We start from the raw sequence: 17,183 nt of genomic DNA, 5'->3' as shown, positions 1-17,183 counted from the left end.
AGGAGCGGGGCCCGTCCGGCCCCGGCGGGCAGGCCCTACTGCCAAGGCATACCGGTGAGGTGTTCGTACGCCTCCAGGTACTTCGCCCGGGTCGCGTCCACGATCTCCTGGGGCAGTGCCGGGGGCGGCTGCTCGCTCCTGCGGTCCCAGCCGGAGGCCGGGGAGGTCAGCCAGTCGCGCACGAACTGCTTGTCGTAACTGGGCTGGGCCCTGCCCGGCTCCCAGGTGGCGGCGGGCCAGAAGCGCGAGGAGTCCGGAGTCAGCACCTCGTCCGCGATGATCAGCTCCTCGCCGCCGTCGGCCGTGGGAGCGAAACCGAACTCGAACTTCGTGTCGGCGAGGATGATCCCGCGCTCGCGCGCGATGTCACGGGCCCTGCTGTACACGTCCAGCGTGGTGCGGCGCAGCTGGGCGGCGGTCTCCGCGCCGACCTGGCGGGCCACCTCCTCGTAGCTCACGTTCTCGTCGTGATCCCCGACGGCCGCCTTGGTGGCGGGGGTGAAGATCGGCGCCGGGAGTTCGGAGCCGTCGACGAGCCCCTCGGGCAGCGCGAGGCCGCAGACCGTGCGGGACTCGTTGTACTCGACGAGGCCGGAGCCGGTGAGATAGCCGCGAGCGACGCACTCGACCGGAACCATCCGCAGGGACCGGCAGATCAGCGTGCGGCCGGCCCAGTCCGCGGGGGCTCCGGCGGGGAGCTCCGTGGACAGGACGTGGTTCGGCACGAGATCGCTGAGCTGGTCGAACCACCACAGCGAGAGCCGGGTGAGCACCCGGCCCTTGTCCGGGATCTCGGTCGGCAGGACCCAGTCGTACGCGGACATGCGGTCGCTGGCGACCATGACGAGGTCGCCCGCCTCGTTCCGGTACAGGTCGCGCACCTTGCCGGTGTGGAGGTGGGTGAGCCCCGGGACCTGCACTGGCTCGGGCTTTTCTACAAATCCGGACACGCTGCCTCCGCGTAGGTTGATCCAGGAGTCGTTCCGATTCTCCCGTATCGGGGTGCGTTCTCCCGTATCGGGGTGCGGCGGAGTGGAGCGCGGGCGTCCGTGGCGCCGAGTGCCATGGCCCCGGTGGCACTTCTGGCCTGAGCCCCGAAGGCGCCTCGGGTGGCGCGCCTCAGGGACGTTTCAGGCGCGCTTGCAGATGCGGTCGAGGAGATTGGCGGTGGCGCCCTGGATGCGGGGGTCCACGTGGCCGGGGCGGTCCAGGGCCGGGGACCAGGCGAAGGTGCCGGAGGCGAAGACGAGTGCGCCGGACGGGGCCCGGTACAGGGAGGTCTCCTGGTGGCGCTTGACCCCTTCGCTGTCCAGGTACGGGGAGTGGGCGAGCAGGATGCGGCTCTCGTGCTCGGGGAGTGCGGTGCGTGGGAAGTACCGGTCGGCCTCGCCCGCGACCAGGCCGTCGATCTCATCGCCCTCACGGGCACCCGTCGCGTCCCACAGCCAGTGTTCGGCGTTCCGTACGACCAGTGGGTGCGGATCGGGGACCCGGCCCGCGTACTGGATACCGAGGAGCTGTTGCTCGGGGCGGTCGATCTCGCGCCAGAGGGCGGGCTTTCCCGGGCCGTGGCGCTTGCGGCAGGTGAGCAGCCGGTCCGGCACGCCGGACGGCGACGGGGAGAGACTCACCTGCCAGTACATGGTGTTGGCGGAGAGGAAGACGAGCGAGGTGCCGCTGTCGCGGGCGAGTTCGACGGTGTGGCGCATGGGCACCGACCAGTACTCGTCGTGGCCGGGGAAGATCAGGCCCCGGTAACAGCCCGGGTCGATCCGGCCCGCGTGCAGATCGCGGGTGTCCGCGTATGCGATGTCGTAGCCGTAGCGCTCGGCCCAACGGATGAAGTCGTAGGCATGACCGACATGGAGAGGCAGGCCCGCGCCCGCGTACGGGCGGTCGAAGGAGACGGTGACCGCCGCGTCCTCCTCGCCCAGAAGGCGGCCCTGCTCGTCCCAGGCGTGGTAGAGGCTGGCGCCGGTGTGACCGTCCTCCGGGTAGAGGTTGTACGCCTGCCAGGTGATGTCCGGCAGGACCAGCAGGAGATCGGCCGGGTGCGCGTCCCGGACCGTGAACGGGATGTGGGAGCGGTGCCCGTCGACCGTGGTGAGCACGGCGACGTACGCGCCGATCGACCAGTACGAGGGGATCTGCAGCCGCCAGGACTGCCACCAGTGGTGGCAGGAGACCGTGCGGTCGGCGGTGAGCGGGGCCGGCTGGACGATGCCGGAGATCCGGGGGCTCGTGGTGATCTTGGCGGCGCCGTCGCCCCCGTAGTGACCGATGCGGTAGATGTCCACGGAGAACTGCTGGGGCGGGTCCACGGTGATGTGGAAGTCGACCGCCTCGCCGGGGGCCGCGGCTCCCGTGGAGATGAAGCCCTTGATCTGGTTGTGCACATCGTCGGCCGTATGCGTGCCGCCGTCGGTGGAAGCGCGGGCCAGGGTGGGGTCCGCGTACCAGGGGACGACGTGCCCGGTGTCGTCGAAGTAGTTCTCACTGCCGCGCAGCCAGGGCAGGGGGCCCTGGCCGAAGGGATCGGAGACGGCGTGCGCGAGGGCACCCGACTCCCATCGACGAATCTGCTCCGCCCCCATACCGCTTCCCTCCCTCGGCTCCCCGGACAACAACAGTGAGACAACAGCTGGTCGTCACCGGTGACGGCCGACGGCGATGTGACCAGTGACCATCTCCGGCCGTGCGTCATCGGTGAGCCAACAGTGATGAGTCGACTGTCAGCGTCGATCCCCAGCACATCACATAACGCATGCAGTCCGTCACCGTTCGTCGCGAATTGACGTGAACGGAACGTATCCTTCCGGGTATTGAGGCGTGAAAGCCCCTTGCCGTGTCGCCCGCGACAAGGGTGGGGATGTTGTGGTCCGGCTCGGTCGTCGGGTCCGCCGACGGGTTCGTGGTTCAGACGAGACGGACGGGTTTGTCGGTGCGCACGCCGACCGACGCGAGCCAGGAACGCAGCGGTTCCGCGTCCCCGTCCTCGACCAGGCTGAGGACGGAGACGCCCAGATCCGCCCGGCGCTCGCCGTCGACCAGCAACGCGGGGCCGTCGAGCCAGTCGAGCCCGGGCGCCGCACCCGCCGTGTCGACGGCGGCACAGCACACCATCGCCGCGACGTGGTCGGCGAGCAGTTCGGTACCCGTACGGGGCGGCTGAAGCGGGAGGGGGCCGGGGCCCCAGATGTCCAGGACGTCCCCGCCCGCATGAGCGGCGCCGTGGGCGGCCGCCGGGCCGGGGGCCGCCGGGCCGGACGTGCCGCCGGGGCGGGGCCGTCGGGCCGCAGCCTCCTCGCGGGCCACCACGGCGCTGATCCGGGCCGCCAGCTCCTCGCCGCTGCCTCTCCGGCCCGCCAGATGCTCGACGACACGGGCCAGTGTGGGCAATCCGGCGTCGATGCCGGCGGCGTCAATATCGATGCCGGTGCCGGTGCCGGTGCCGGTGCCGGTGCCGGTGCCGAGAGGATCGGTGCCGAACCCCTTGGCGTCGAGAGGCTCGATGCCGGTGCCGCCGATGTGGTCGGCGTCGTTGCCGGCAGGAAACGCGGGCCTGCCGGAACCGGGCCCGGGGTCGTCGGTGGCCTGCGCGGGCGCCGTACCCATCGAGTCGAGGACATCGAGGACACGGAACAGGCGGGCGGCCTCGGCGCGCCACTTCCGGTCGACCACTTCTTCCGGATACTGCTGCCAGTCGACCGGCGACCAGTCGGGACCGGACTGCGCCGGGCCGCCGTGGAAGAGCCGGGCCGCCAGCAGCGACGCCGCCTCGTCGGCCGCGCCGGGCTCCTCCAGAAGGTCACAGGCGGGGCGTTCGCCCAGCCGCGAGGCAAATCCGTCGGCGAGCCGGTCGCGGCGGGAGAGCTCGGTGAGGGCGGATACGACGCCCGCGTCCAGCCGGGACGGCCAGCGGCCCATCTGCCAGGCGGGCAGCGCGACCCGGGTCAGCAGCCGGTCCCAGCCCGCGTAGGCGAGGCCGACCTGCTCCTGGGCGACGATCCGCAGACCGTAGTCCACACGCTGTGCACGGACCGACGCGGCGGCGGCGACACCCCGCTCCATCTCCGCGGCATGACCGCGACAGCTGCGCAGCAGCAGCCGGGTGATCCAGCCGATGAAGACGCGCGGCACCGAGCGCACCCCGGACAGCGGACCGGAAACGGGCACGGCCGCATCGGCGACCGCTCCGTCCAGCCCCCGTACGAAACGGCGCGCCGCGGCTATATCGGGATGCGCGGAGGAGCCCGTGCCGGCGACGACCGGGGCGAGCACCGCCCGTAGCTCCGCGACCCGCATCCACCACAGGAACGGCGAACCGATGACCAGCACGGGAGCCGCCTGGGCCCGGCGGCGGGACCGGCCCGCCTGCCACGCCCCTCGACCCGCTCCGGGGCCTGCCACGGGCTGTGCGGAGGGATGTGTGCGGTCCTCCAGCCAGCTGTCGCAGTCGGGCGTGAGGGCTATCGCCGAGGGCGCGGGAACTCCGAGCCGGTCGGCGAGGTCCCTGACCAGACGGTAGAGATCGGGAGCGGCTTCCTCGGCGAGCGGAACGGTCGGGCTCACCGCCGGCCTCGCCCGTACGATCGCCAGCGCGACCACCGCGGCGAGCAGGAGCACGACGACCGCACAGGCCGTCACGGCCCAGCGTGCCGTGTCCCAGCCGCTGCCGACGGCCAAACCCTCTGCGCCGGCGACGAGCAGCACGACAGCGACCGCCGCGGGCAGGATGGCCGCGGCGGTCGCTCTGCCGCGGATGCGCAGCAGAGCAAGAGCTCGGGCGCGCGCACTCTGCGCACCCAGCTCCTCACTTGCACCGGTATCGGACACGTCCGGACGTCACCCCCTCTGCCCCCGCAGCGGTGTTGTTCACTCCCCCACTGTGGCACCCGTCACTGACATCGCAATGCCAGTGGGCCAAGTGCCGGAATACCCGCGCCGCACCCTAGTTGGGGCCTCGGCGGGCGTCATCCGGATGGCTCAGCCGTCACTCGATGGAATGGCTTTGGGCAAAGGTGCTGGCGCGCCGCCGTCCTTGGGGCAAGGGCGCGTCAGCGGGTGTCGGCATCCGGTCCCGGGCTTTCGCGCCCGGCCCCGGCAGGTCCGGTTTCCAAGTGTCGGGTCCCGGGCTGTCCCGGGCTGTCCCGGCCGGGCCCGGACTCCCAGTCCCGGAGGCATCCGGATCCAGGCTCTCCGGCCCGGACCCGGCGCGCTCGGGCTCAGGCCTCCGCGGCCTTCTGGGCGATGTCCGTACGGAACTGCGAGCCGTCGAGCCGGATCCGGGACACCGCTGTGTAGGCCCGCTCACGGGCGGCGGCGAGGTCCTTGCCGGTCGCGGTCACGGACAGCACCCGGCCGCCCGCGCTGACGATCGTGTCGCCGTCCCGTCCGGTACCGGCGTGCAGGACGTACGCATGCGGGGCATCCTTCGCCGCCACGTCGTCGAGCCCTTCGATCGGGTCGCCCGTCCGCGGCGTACCCGGGTAGTTGTGCGAGGCGACGACCACGGTGACGGCGGCCTCGTCGCGCCAGGTGAGCGGCGGCAGCTCATCGAGGGTGCCGTTGGCGGAGCCCAGCAGGACACCGGCCAGCGGGGTTTTCAGACGGGCCAGGACCACCTGGGTCTCGGGGTCGCCGAAACGGGCGTTGAACTCGATCACCCGCACGCCGCGCGAAGTGATCGCGAGGCCCGCGTACAGCAGCCCGGAGAACGGCGTGCCGCGGCGACGGAGCTCGTCGACGGTCGGCTGGAGCACCGACTCCATGACCTCGTCGACCAGCTTGGGGCCGGCCCACGGGAGCGGGGAGTACGCGCCCATGCCACCGGTGTTCGGACCCTCGTCGTCGTCCAGGGCACGCTTGAAGTCCTGCGCGGGCTGGAGCGGCACCACGGTGGTGCCGTCCGTGATCGCGAAGAGGCTGACCTCGGGGCCGTCGAGGAACTCCTCGATGACCACGCGATCGCAGGCCAGCGCGTGGGCACGGGCCGCCTCGACGTCGTCGGTGACGACGACGCCCTTTCCTGCGGCAAGGCCGTCGTCCTTGACGACGTACGGGGCGCCGAAGGCATCGAGGGCGGAGTCGATCTCGGCGGGCGTGGTGCAGACATAGCTGCGGGCGGTCGGGACACCGGCTCCGGCCATCACGTCCTTGGCGAACGCCTTGGAGCCCTCCAGCCGGGCCGCCTCGCCGGAGGGGCCGAAGCAGGGGATGCCCGCGGCGCGCACGGCGTCGGCGACCCCGGCGACGAGCGGCGCCTCCGGGCCGACGACCACCAGTTCGGCGCCCAGGTCGGTGGCGAGGCGCGCGACGGCGTCGCCGTCGAGAGCGTCGACCGGGTGCAGTTCGGCCACCTCCGCGATTCCGGCGTTGCCGGGAGCGCAGTACAGAGCGGTGACGTCGGGGTCGAGGGAGAGAGAGCGGCACAGGGCGTGTTCGCGGGCGCCGCCGCCGATGACGAGGACCTTCACGAGGTGCAGCCTAGCCGCCGGTCCACGACGGCCTCGACGGACGGCCGCTCCGTGGACACTTCCGAGCACCCCGGCCGTCCGGTGCGGGCTCGTGCCCGGCCGACGGCGTCCGAACCACTCGTCGCTGCTCGTCGCTGCTCGTTGCTGCTCGTTGCTGCTCGTTGCTACTCGTTGGTGAACTCCTCCACGACCGTGGCGCCCAGTTCGCGGACGATGAGGTCGTGCCCGGAGAGCGCCGAGTCGACGAGATCCGGGTCGTCGGCCTCGGGGGTGTCGTCCTCGGGAGCGACCGGGCGCGGGGGCTCGGGCGCGGCGTACGACTGCGGTGCGGGCTCCGCGGCGGGTGCGGCATTCGGCTGCTGATGCGGGGCCGGTGCGGGCCGGGGTTCGTAACTCTGCTGGGGTGCGGGAGCCGGCCGCTGCGGTGGCGGCGGGGCGGTGGAGGGACGGCCGCCCCCGGTCTGCGGGGGCGCGCCCGCCCCGCCCGACGGGTCGACGATCGCCTCGATCTTCCACTGTGCGTTGAACCGCTCGGCGAGGGCCTGCCTCAGCACCTCCTCGCTTCCGCTGCTCGCGAAGTTGTCGCGCGCGCCCGCGTTCAGGAAGCCGATTTGGAGGGTGGTGCCGTCGAAGCCGGTGACCTGGGCGTTCTGGCTGAGCAGGATCCAGGTGAACCGGCGGCGGTTCTTCACGGCTTCCAGGATGTCCGGCCACATGTTCCGCACCTGGCCGGCGCCCTGCGTCATCCCGGGGCCCGGCTCGGCGGCGGGCACCGCTGCCGCGGGTGCGGCCTGCGCCGGGGCGGGGGCTGCCGCGGCCTGCGGGACCGGCGACTGGCCGGGGGCGGAAGCGGTCGGCCAGCCACCGGGGCGGCGGCCCGATTCCGGCGCGGCGGCGGTGGGCCAGGCACCGGGACGCTGCCCGCCCGCGGCAGGCGCCGCCGGGACCTCGGCCGCCTGCTGCGGGGTGATGGGCGCCACGGGCTGCGCGGTCGCCGGGGGCGTCGCCGCGGCAGGTGCGGGCGGCGGCGCGGGGGCCGGCGCCTCCCCCCGTACCGCCGCGCGCGCGGCGGCGGGCCCGGCGCCGGGCTGCACGGCAGGTGTGACGGGGGCGTGGGCCAGGGCCTCCGGCCCGGGTACGTACCCCATGGCGGGGCCCGTACCGGCGGTCGCGAAGGACGCGCCGCGCTCCAGCCGGTCGAGCCGGGCCTGCAGTGAACGCTCGTCGTCGAAGGCCGCGGGCAGCAGCACCCGGGCACAGATCAGCTCGACCTGAAGACGCGGCGAGGTCGCCCCCCGCATCTCCGTCAGCCCCTCGTTGACCAGGTCGGCGGCGCGGCTCAGCTCGGCGGCGCCGAAGACGGACGCCTGGGCCTGCATCCGCTCGACGACATCGGCGGGTGCGTCGATCAGGCCCTTCTCCCCGGCGTCCGGCACCGCGGCGAGGATGACCAGGTCACGCAGTCGCTCCAGGAGGTCGGCGACAAAGCGGCGCGGGTCGTTGCCGCCCTCGATCACCCGGTCCACGACCTCGAACGCCGCGGCCCCGTCGCCCGCCGCGAAGGCGTCCACGACGGAGTCGAGCAGCGAGCCGTCCGTATACCCGAGCAGCGAGGTCGCCATGGCGTATGTCACACCGTCGTCGCCCGCACTGGCCAGCAGCTGATCCATCACCGACATCGAGTCACGCACGGATCCGGCCCCGGCCCGCACGACGAGCGGCAGCACGCCGTCCTCGACGGGGCTGTTCTCCTTGGCACAGACCTCGGCGAGATAGTCGCGCAGCGTGCCCGGCGGAACCAGACGGAACGGGTAGTGGTGCGTACGCGACCGGATCGTGCCGATGACCTTCTCGGGCTCGGTGGTCGCAAAGATGAACTTGAGGTGCTCCGGCGGCTCCTCGACCACCTTCAGCAGGGCGTTGAACCCCGCCGACGTGACCATGTGCGCCTCGTCGATGATGTAGATCTTGTAACGACTCGACGCGGGCCCGAAGAACGCCTTCTCCCGCAGATCTCGGGCGTCGTCCACGCCACCGTGCGATGCGGCGTCGATCTCGATCACATCGATCGATCCCGGCCCGTTGCGCGCGAGGTCCCGGCAGGACTGGCACTCCCCGCACGGCGTGGGCGTCGGTCCCTGCTCGCAGTTCAGACAGCGGGCCAGGATGCGCGCGCTGGTCGTCTTGCCGCAGCCGCGCGGACCGCTGAACAGGTACGCGTGATTGACCCGGTTGTTCCGCAGTGCCTGCTGCAGCGGGTCAGTGACATGCTCCTGCCCAATGACCTCGGCGAACGACTCGGGGCGATAGCGGCGGTACAGCGCAAGGGACGACACACATACGAGGTTATCCGGGCGGACCGACAACCGGCCCCGGACCGGGACGAGCCGCCGCCCCGCACCCCGGAAACACAAGGGCCCCCCACGCACCCGCCAGAGCCGACCTACCCTTGCTGCCTTCCGGCCCTGGGGGAGTTCAGTCAGATAGCGCCACGTGAGGGGCTGGCCCCTACCTTAGCCGATCCCCGCCCCTCCCGGACCACAGCCCCACCCCCTGAACCACCCCGGACCCTCCCGAGCGGATGCTCGGGAGGAAGGGGTTCGCGAGCACTCCTCAACGTCTTGTATTGTTTGCCGCGGAGGATTCGCCTAGTGGCCTAGGGCGCACGCTTGGAAAGCGTGTTGGGGGCAACCCCTCACGAGTTCGAATCTCGTATCCTCCGCCATTGCTCTCACCGGGCAATACGTCGAAGGGCCCCACCGTTCGCGGTGGGGCCCTTCGACGTTCTCTCAGCCCTCGTTGTTCTGGTCTTTGTCCACAAGGCCGTTCGATGAGGGCCCCCAGATGGCGTCCGCGAGCTTCTGGGCCACGTCCTTCAGCATGGCGTCGGGCACATGCAGGTACCGCGCGCGCATCCGGTCGGACGTGCCCGCCTCCCACCCCATGATCTGGTCAATCACACGGTCCGGGACGCCAAGCAGCATGAGGACGGTCGCGGCGGTGTGCCGGGCGTCGTGCAGGCGCGCGTCACGTACCCCCGCATCGTTCAGCAGCCTTTTCCAATCGTGGTAGTCCGTGTTCGGGCTCAGCGGTCCGCCGAGCGGTTTCGTGAACACGTAGTCCGACTCGGTCCACAAGTTTCCGGCAGTCTTGCGCTCCCGGGCCTGGGCTTCCCTGTGCGTTCGCAGCATCACGACCAGGGGGCCCGGCAGGGGAACCGCACGGCGGCCGGCGCGCGACTTTGTGTTCTTCGTCTCGCGCCGCACCTGCTTGCGGTCCGGGCAGTACCCGGCCTTCCGGCCGCATGTATCTGCCTCCTTGCACCCGTGCTCGTACTTCGGGCGCAGCCGGTTCCGGCGCAGCTTCAGGTACTCGTGGTCCAGGTCCACGTCGACCCAGCGCAGCCCCAGCGTCTCCCCCTGTCGCAGACCGAGGGCCAGCGCCAGCATCCAACGAGCGCTGTTGCGGCGCTTGTTCACCTCGATCAGCAGGCTCTGCACCTCCTCGACCGAGTAGGGCTCGATCTCCTCCTCTGGCTCCTCCACCCGTGGCGGCTTGGCCAGAGCGGCGGCGTTCTTCGCGGCGTGGCCACGGCGGACCGCCTCACCGAGGGCGGTGCGGGCGGTGCGGTGAGCCTGGTGAGCCGTGGCTGCCTTGCTGCCGTTCTTCTGCATCCGGCGGTACAGGCTCTCCAGGTGCTCCGGCTCCAGGCGGTCGATACGGTGCTTGCCGAGGCCGGGTACGAGGTGCACGCGAACTGCTACTTCGTACCCGTCGTAGGTGTTCTCGCTGACGACGTCCTTGGCGATGTTCTCGACCCAGTGCCACAGCCACTTCTCGACCGTCCACAGCTTGCCAGGCTGCTGTGCGGTTCCCTGGTCGCGCTGCTTTTCCAGCCGCTTGACCTCTTCGGTCAGGGCGTCTTCAGAGGTGCGGGTGATGTGCCTGCGGTAGGGCTCGCCGTTGTCCTTGTAACCCATCGGCAACCGGGCGTGCCAACGGCCGTCCTTGCCAAAGTAGATGGCCGTTTCGCCATTGGCCCGGCGAGTTCGCTTCTTCTCCGCCACGGGCGGGATCTCCTTAAATCGGTGGGCAGAACGACCGGAGCGCCGCCCCAGCGGGGGCGGCGCTCCGGCGGGGGCGGCGCTCCGGTGTTGAGCTGGTCAGGCTGCGAAGCCCTCAGCGCGGCGGCGCGCGATGTACGCGGCCGGGGCGTCGGCAGGCACCCGGCGAAGTCGGCCGATCATCAGGGATTCCAGAGCCCCCGAGCGGATGAGGGTGAAGCAGGTGGTGCGGCCGATCTGGAGGCGGCGCGCGGCTTCCTCAACGGTGAGGAGAACGAGGGTGCTGTCAGCGTGAGCGAGATTGCTCATCAGGTAACTCCCTGTGAGTTGCCGGGGCCTCTTCGGCCCTTTCCTGTCAGGTCCGCTACTTCCGCTACCTCCGCTACCTCCCTGGTCAGGGGCGTGATCGTGGTAGCGGATAGGGGTAGCGGTAGCGGATGGGTGCCGCTACCGGCCTCACTTTTCGTGGTGTGGGGCCGGTAGCGGGTAGCGCTCAGGTAGCGGACGGGAAGAGTTCTGCCGCTACCGTTTCCGGGGCGCTGACCTGCGGGGTAGCGGAAGTAGCGGAAGTAGCGCCCCCTGCGGGGGGTAGGGGGCAGTAGCGCTGCCAGGCGTCGTGGAGATCGGCGGCGTAGTAGCCCTTGAGGACCGTTCCGGCCGTCTTGATGTTGCGGGCCTTGACCGGGGCGTTGTCGGTAGTCATGTACTCCGCGAGCATCTTGGCCAGGCCCCGGGAGTCGAGCGGCCGGCCGCTCATGTCGGCCCAGGGGGCTTCGTCCAGCGCGCACAGCCGGTCCAGGATGGCGACGGTCGGCATACGGTCGATGCCCGCCATGATGTGGTCGCGCAGGTCGGTCAGCAGGCGGATACCGAGACTGCCCTTGTCGTCAGCCCTGGCCGCGTTGACCAGCTCCACGCACGCCGCGCGGGCTCGCTCGGGCCAGTCGCCCCCGGCCGCGTCCGCGACGGAAAGCAGGGGTTCCCACACGTCGGCGGGGCGGTCGGTGACACCGTCGGGCATCTCGGGCCAGCGCCCGGCGACGTCCTCACGAACGGCGTCGGCCCACTGAGCGAGCCGGTCTCGCAGCGCGTGGCCCTCCACCTCGTGCAGCCGGGCCCGGAAGGGCTCGACCTTCTCGTTCCTGGCCCGGCGGCGCATGCGGATGATGACGGAGCGGGTCGTGATCGTGTCCGGCAGGTAGCCGAGCCCGCCGACCGCAACGGCGGTGTAGGAGGGGAACTCCACCACCGTCTGGTTGCCGCCGTCCCCGATGCACCGGTAAGTGACCCCGGAGCGGCGGTGTCCGGCGTTCAGGAACCCGCGCAGTTCCTCGTTGTCCCCAGCCTTGGGGCCGAAAATCGTGTCGATCTCGTCGAAGAGGATCGTCGGCCGCCCGGCCGGGTCGGAAACGGACCGGAAGAGAGCGGCGGCCCGGGCGTTCACCGCCAGCATCGGGCGGGGCACCAACGTCTCCACCACCTCCAGGGCCCGCGACTTCCCCGACCCCGGCTCCGGGGAGAGGAACGCCAACCTTGGCGTGGAGTCGAAGCAGTCGAGGAGGTGGGCGTGGGCGTCCCACAACGTGACGGCGACGTAGGCGGCCTCGCGGGGGAAGACGTTGAACCTGCGGTGGAACTGCTCGATCTCGTCGAGCAGGGCGGCGCCGTCGATGGACGGGGCGGGCGGTGTCGCGGTCATGACGCGGTCCTTTCCTCAGTGGTGCGCAGCGGGCAGAGGGCACGGTGGCGGGTGTGGTCGTCGATCAGGGCGAGCGCCTTGCGCTGACCTGCGGCGAAGAGCGAGCGACCGCACTGACAGGTGCTGGTCACGGTGGGCACGGCGCCGCGTGGGGCGGAGATGGTGAGCCATGCGATCGGGTACCGGCCGTCCCCGGCCTGCGGGTCAGAACCAGTAGGGACGGCCTTGCGGCCGACGTCCTTCGGCGCGCTACTGCCGGATGCGGCCGGGGTCGGTTCGGCGGGGCGGGGGCCGGTGGGGGTGGCGGGGAGGCTTTTCAAGGCGGGGTGGGGCCGGGTGGTCACGCTGCCTCCCGTGGCCGGCAGGTGCGGATGGACCAGTTCAGGGCGCTGCGGATCGTGGCGCGGCACTCGGCCGCGGGGAGTCCGGCCGCCTCCCCCGCCCCTTGAAAAGCCTCCTCAACCACGTGCCGGGGGAGGTCGCCCCATGCGACGAACCGCCCCACGGCGCGGGCGCTGCGGAGGAGTTGGGCGTTGCGGTCGCCCTCGGCGGCTCCGGCGACGGCGGTCGTCTCGCGCTGCAGGGCCACGTCGGCCACCCGCCCGCCGTTCCGGGCCGTGCTGACGCGGACCGGCGGGGCGGGATGGGACTCGGGGGTGAGTGCGTCCAGCAGCCATGAGGGCAGGGAGCTGACGGGGGCACCGTCAACGACCTCGTACGCACGCCCGTTGACGGTGCTGCCGCGGGCGACGACGTATCCGCCCCACGCGCGGGTGTCGATGAGCGGCCCGAGCAGGCCCGCGCTGTTGGTGAGCCGGGCACCGGGTGGGGTGGTGAAGTACAAGTGGTGTCCGCCGCTCGCGGTCCGGGTCCGGTAGGTGGTGGGGACGGGCTGCCCGGCGCGCTCGCAGAGCGCCTTGAAGGTCGTCACGCCGCAAGGCGTGTCCCCGTTGCTGTTCGGCTTGGGCATGTCGAGGTCGACGACGACCATCCCCGACGGGCCCGTCGCCAGACCCACGTTGAACGCCCCGGCGGCCCACGCGGCCCGGATCCGGTCGGGATCGGTAGTGGCCCGGTCCTCCCACTTCAGGTGACCGGTGGAACAGGGACCGGTGCGGGGGCAGGCGGCTTCGCCATGGAGGGCGGGGCGCTTGGTGCCGGAGCGGAGCGGGAAGACGTGCCAGCCGCGGGCGGCGGCGCCCAGGGCTGCGGTGAGCAGGGGTTGGTGTCGCCGGATGGGGGTGGGTTGAGTCATGCTGGATGTCTCCAGTTCTGTAGAGAGCGCTGGCAGGCAAGGGCGGCCCCGCGACTTTGGCGAGACGAGGGGGCCGCCCTTGGCGTAGCTACTCGCAGGTGCAGTCGGGGAATTCGCTGCTGCCGTCCGCGCCGCATCCGCAGCAGTGCGCGTACGGGTAGGTCTCGGAGTCGTCGGCGGGGTCGCAGAGGTCGCAGTAGAAGTACTCGTCCTCCTCGGCCTGGTCGTAGGCGTCGTGGTCGGTCTGGGTGTCGCTCATGGGCTGCTCTCGCTCTCGGGTTAGCCGTGGAAGTGGTTGCGCTTGAGCACGGCCTTGCGGATGTTCACGGTGGTTCCGGTCGAGCCGGTGGCGTGGCGGGTGCGGCGGCCCGCGAGGAGGAGCGCGGCCAGGACGGCGAGGACGGCGATGGACATGACGGCCTGACCGAGTGCGGCAAGGATGTCGTCGATGGCGGCGAGGCCGGGGGCGGCGGCGCCGATGCCGTATCCGGCGAGCGCGATGAATCCGCCGGAGGACAGAGCGAGCGCGCTGTACTGCCACACCCACCCCGGTACACCGGTCCTGGCCGGGGACTGCTGCGGGGCGGGGGCCGTGCGGCCGGTGAACGTGGAGGAGACCGGGGCGGCGGCCGGGGTGCTGGTCGGGGTGGTCTGGCTGGTGCGGGCCTCTTCTTCGCGGCGGATCAGGGACCAGACCCGGGCCATGTACAGCTCGTCGGAGAGCAGGTCACGTGCCTCGGCCGGGTCGATCGGTGTGCGGCTGGTGACGGGCGGCTGCTGCCGGGGCCTGTCGGCCGGGGTGGTCCAGTCGGTGGGGACGTAGTCGGTGTCGGTGGTCATGGCGGGCTCCTTCGGGCCTGGCGGTCAGGCGGTGATGTGGGAGAGGGCGGTGGCGATGCTGCTGAGGGCCTGGCGGATGGTGGGGGCGATGCCGGTGGAGGCGAGGAAGAAGCCGAGCAGGGCGGCGGCGAGGCCGGGGCCGAAGCGGAGGTAGCCGGTGCGCAGCAGGATCAGGACGACGATCAGCAGCAGGACGACGGCGGAAACGGTCAGGGCCATGGGGTCCTCACTTCGGTTCTTCGGTCACGGAACGTGGCAGCGAGCGGGGTGTGGTGTGGGAGTCCCACACCCCGGCCAGGAGGGCGCCCCGGAGGGGTTCTGGAGGGGCTGAGGGACGGTTTCGGGGCGGGTTTCTGTGGGACTCCCACACCCACCACATGCAGGTCAGGGACCACCACAGCCGTGTGGGACTCCCACACGGCTGTGGTGGGTCTGTGGTGGGGTGTCTGTGGTGGGCCCACCACAGACAGGTTGGTTACTGTCCGTCGCGGAGGTTGTAGGCGCGGATGGCGGCGGCGAGGGTCTCGACGAGGTAGCCGGGCTTGGACTCGTTGTCCTTTCCGGCGCGGACGGTGCCCTTGCCGGGGCGCTCGATGTCCACCTCACGCAGCAGCTTGCCCAGCTCGGTGCCCAGCACGAGAGAGTCCATTTCGAGGAGGGCGGCGAGGTCGGCGGTGTGCATGCGCCCCCCTGCGGCCACGACCGCGTTGTGTGCGTCGGCGAGGAGCTGGGGGACGGGGTTGGGCCGGTTCTCGGGGGTTCCGGCCTGCTGGATGACGCGGCCGAAGTCGGCCTGGATCACCGTGGCGTCGTCCCCGCCGCTCGGCGCGGCCGGGCCGGTGGTGCGGGCGGCGTTGAGCATGGTCGACAGCAGGTCGCTACCGACTCGCGGTTCGGACTGGGCCGGGGTGGTTGCGGCGACGATGCGGGGGGCGGGGGCGTTGTCGTCGTCTCCGGTGTCGGTAGTGCTGGTGATCGGGATGCCGGTGAGTTGGTTGATCGGGGGGTAGAGGGTGTCCATGTCGGTGTAGGGGATGGTGGTCGGGGCGAGCTTGTTGGCCTTGTAGAGGCGGGGCAGGATGCGGCCCCAGCGGCTGGCGTAGTACTCGCCGGGCTCCGTGTCGAGGAACACGGCTTCGAGCTTCGGCCGGCGGTCGGCGTAGGTGACGGACAGGGCCCGGATCTGCTTGGGCTTGATCCGGTACGCCTTGAACGCTGTCGGGTCGGAGACGACGTCCTCCTTGTCGGGGGAGGAGTAGAACCCGCAGCCGCGGTAGGGCGCCGACTTCGGGTTGATGCGGGCCCCGCCGGTCGGGAACAAGTGGCTGAGCTCTTCAGGGTCGGAGACGCGCATGCCGACCCGAACCCTGCTCTGCTTCTTCATGGCGGCGGTGATGACGTCCTGGGTGGCGCGCAGTCCGCAGATCACGACGCGGACGCGGACGGCGCGGCCGGTGTTGACGATGGTGTCGAGCTTGCGGAGCAGGACGGGCGGGAGTTCGGCGATCTCGTCGACAACGATCAGGACTTCGGGGAGGTCGTGGGTGACGGTGAGCTTGTCGTCCTCGGTGAGACGGTCCTGGTGCCCGGTCTTGCGGGCGCCGATCCCGGCGATGACGGTGTCACACAGGATGTGTGCTTCTTCGACGGTGTCGGCGGTCCAGTCGATCAGCGGCACCGTCGCGGTCCCGTCGACCGCCCAGGCGTGCAGCCAGGGCAGGGAGATCCCGGCGCCGGTGACGTCGATGTGCATCACCACCGTGTTGTTCGTGCGCAGCGCCCCGGCGTTGGCGACGTTGATCGTGTTCGTCTTGCCGGAGCCCACCTGGCCGACGACCAGGGCGCATTCGTCGACGACCGCGACCCGGGCTTCTTCCGCGTCGGGCTTGAGACCGAGCGGGATGCCGTCGTAGATGCTGGTGACGGTGGTCTCGTCCGGAGTGTCGGGCAAGTCAAGGTCCTTGGCCAGGACATCGACGGCGGTGACGCGGATGAGGGTCTGCCCGTAGACCTCGCCGTCGAGAATCTGGATGCCGCCGCCCTTGGGCAGCCGCAGGTCGACAGCCAGCTTGCGCACGGCGTCGGCGGGCAACTCTGGGGTGTCGGAGGGCATGCGGACGCGGACGGTGTAGCCGACGTCACCCTTCCACGGCCGCACCCCTTCGACCTCGTGGCCTTCGAGGCGGAAGAGGCGGTTCAGGCGGTCGTGCCATTCACCGGCCTGCTTGTTCGCCCATTTCTGCAGGCGCCTTTGGGTGCGTTCGGTGCGGGCGGTTTCCTCGGCGTGGACCAGGCCGCGGGCCAGGGTCATCCCGGCGGCGGTCCCGGCCGCCCACCATCCGGCGGAGGACCAGGTCAGGGCGGTGTGATCGGCCAGGGCGGTAGCGGTCCAGCCTCCGGCGGCGAGCCAGGCCGCGCACCGGGCGACGGTGTGGCCGGCGGGGCGGTGCTGGTAGAGGTCGGCCCCGGCCTGGGCGGCGGCTCCGGCCCCGGCGACGAGCAGGGCGTGGGAGGCGGGCAGGCCGGTGACCGCGCCGACGGTTGCGACGGTGTAGGCACCGCCCGCGACCAGAGCGGCGGAAGTGGCGGGCGAGTGGTTCCAGCCCCAGTCCAGGGCTGAGCGAGCGGACTTGGCAGCCATCAGGGGCTCCTTCGAGAAGACGAGCAAGGGGCGGGGGAAGTGGCGGGGGGGGGGGGGCCCCCGGGGGGGGGGGGGGCCCCCCGGGGGGGGGGGGGGGGGGGGGGGGGGTGGGGTGGGGGCCTCGGGCTGCGGCTGCGGCTGCGGCTGCGGCTGCGGGGACGGTTGGGGCGGGGGTGCGGGCTGGGGCGGGGGTGCGGGCTGGGGCGTG

General features: G+C 71.6%; 14 protein-coding genes, 1 tRNA gene and 1 other RNA gene. 1 reads left to right on the top strand and 15 read right to left on the bottom strand.

The window, feature by feature from the left end; translation table 11 throughout:
* Positions 1-35: 35 nt before the first annotated feature.
* The 6 genes from ACF08M_RS32440 to ffs all read right to left on the bottom strand — a co-directional run bounded on the left by ACF08M_RS32440 (position 36) and on the right by ffs (position 8,981).
* Positions 36-950: a phosphoribosylaminoimidazolesuccinocarboxamide synthase gene (locus ACF08M_RS32440; RefSeq protein WP_392188839.1), complete on the bottom strand. Its 915-nt coding sequence runs from the start codon at positions 948-950 to the stop codon at positions 36-38.
* Positions 951-1,130: 180 nt separating this feature from the next.
* Positions 1,131-2,594 carry a N,N-dimethylformamidase beta subunit family domain-containing protein gene (locus ACF08M_RS32435; protein ID WP_392188838.1) on the bottom strand — a complete coding sequence of 488 codons (1,464 nt, stop codon included), beginning with the start codon at positions 2,592-2,594 and terminating at the stop codon, positions 1,131-1,133.
* A 322-nt stretch (positions 2,595-2,916) separates the two neighbouring features.
* Positions 2,917-4,836: a hypothetical protein gene (locus ACF08M_RS32430; RefSeq protein WP_392188837.1), complete on the bottom strand. Its 1,920-nt coding sequence runs from the start codon at positions 4,834-4,836 to the stop codon at positions 2,917-2,919.
* 389 nt (positions 4,837-5,225) lie between these two features.
* On the bottom strand, positions 5,226-6,476 hold the full coding sequence (purD, locus tag ACF08M_RS32425) for a phosphoribosylamine--glycine ligase (RefSeq protein WP_392188836.1): 1,251 nt from the start codon (positions 6,474-6,476) through the stop codon (positions 5,226-5,228).
* Between the two features lie 164 nt (positions 6,477-6,640).
* The gene (locus ACF08M_RS32420) at positions 6,641-8,812 is read right to left on the bottom strand and encodes a DNA polymerase III subunit gamma and tau (protein WP_392188835.1); all 2,172 of its coding nucleotides are present in this window, start codon (positions 8,810-8,812) and stop codon (positions 6,641-6,643) included.
* A 74-nt stretch (positions 8,813-8,886) separates the two neighbouring features.
* An RNA gene (gene ffs / locus ACF08M_RS32415) (signal recognition particle sRNA small type) lies at positions 8,887-8,981 on the bottom strand.
* Between the two features lie 132 nt (positions 8,982-9,113).
* On the opposite strand from ffs, the gene ACF08M_RS32410 reads away from it, so the two are divergent.
* Positions 9,114-9,201 (top strand) — tRNA-Ser (locus ACF08M_RS32410).
* Between the two features lie 64 nt (positions 9,202-9,265).
* Here the strand turns inward: ACF08M_RS32410 and ACF08M_RS32405 are convergent.
* The 9 genes from ACF08M_RS32405 to ACF08M_RS32365 form a co-directional block, all read right to left on the bottom strand.
* Complete coding sequence (locus ACF08M_RS32405; protein WP_392188834.1) at positions 9,266-10,543, bottom strand: tyrosine-type recombinase/integrase; 1,278 nt, start codon at positions 10,541-10,543, stop codon at positions 9,266-9,268.
* Positions 10,544-10,639: 96 nt separating this feature from the next.
* Positions 10,640-10,849 (bottom strand): excisionase family DNA-binding protein, encoded by a 210-nt coding sequence (locus tag ACF08M_RS32400; protein ID WP_392188833.1) that lies wholly within the window; start codon positions 10,847-10,849, stop codon positions 10,640-10,642.
* A 184-nt stretch (positions 10,850-11,033) separates the two neighbouring features.
* Positions 11,034-12,239: a DUF3631 domain-containing protein gene (locus ACF08M_RS32395; RefSeq protein WP_392188832.1), complete on the bottom strand. Its 1,206-nt coding sequence runs from the start codon at positions 12,237-12,239 to the stop codon at positions 11,034-11,036.
* The gene (locus ACF08M_RS32390; RefSeq protein ID WP_392188831.1) at positions 12,236-12,583 is read right to left on the bottom strand and encodes a hypothetical protein; all 348 of its coding nucleotides are present in this window, start codon (positions 12,581-12,583) and stop codon (positions 12,236-12,238) included. Before ACF08M_RS32390 ends, ACF08M_RS32395 begins: the two co-directional genes overlap by 4 nt.
* The gene (locus ACF08M_RS32385; RefSeq protein WP_392188830.1) at positions 12,580-13,494 is read right to left on the bottom strand and encodes a bifunctional DNA primase/polymerase; all 915 of its coding nucleotides are present in this window, start codon (positions 13,492-13,494) and stop codon (positions 12,580-12,582) included. The genes ACF08M_RS32390 and ACF08M_RS32385 overlap by 4 nt, the downstream gene beginning before the upstream one ends.
* A gap of 88 nt (positions 13,495-13,582) precedes the next feature.
* Positions 13,583-13,753, bottom strand: a complete 171-nt coding sequence (locus ACF08M_RS32380) for a hypothetical protein (protein ID WP_392188829.1) — start codon at positions 13,751-13,753, stop codon at positions 13,583-13,585.
* A 20-nt stretch (positions 13,754-13,773) separates the two neighbouring features.
* Positions 13,774-14,334, bottom strand: coding sequence for a hypothetical protein (locus tag ACF08M_RS32375; protein WP_392188828.1), 561 nt, complete (start codon positions 14,332-14,334; stop codon positions 13,774-13,776).
* Between the two features lie 24 nt (positions 14,335-14,358).
* Positions 14,359-14,553 (bottom strand): hypothetical protein, encoded by a 195-nt coding sequence (locus ACF08M_RS32370; protein ID WP_392188827.1) that lies wholly within the window; start codon positions 14,551-14,553, stop codon positions 14,359-14,361.
* A 256-nt stretch (positions 14,554-14,809) separates the two neighbouring features.
* Positions 14,810-16,975 carry a hypothetical protein gene (locus tag ACF08M_RS32365; protein ID WP_392188826.1) on the bottom strand — a complete coding sequence of 722 codons (2,166 nt, stop codon included), beginning with the start codon at positions 16,973-16,975 and terminating at the stop codon, positions 14,810-14,812.
* Positions 16,976-17,183: the final 208 nt, after the last annotated feature.

Source organism: Streptomyces sp. NPDC015032, from assembly GCF_043080425.1.
Taxonomy (GTDB): domain Bacteria; phylum Actinomycetota; class Actinomycetes; order Streptomycetales; family Streptomycetaceae; genus Streptomyces.
This window is presented reverse-complemented; position numbering and strand designations above follow the sequence as displayed.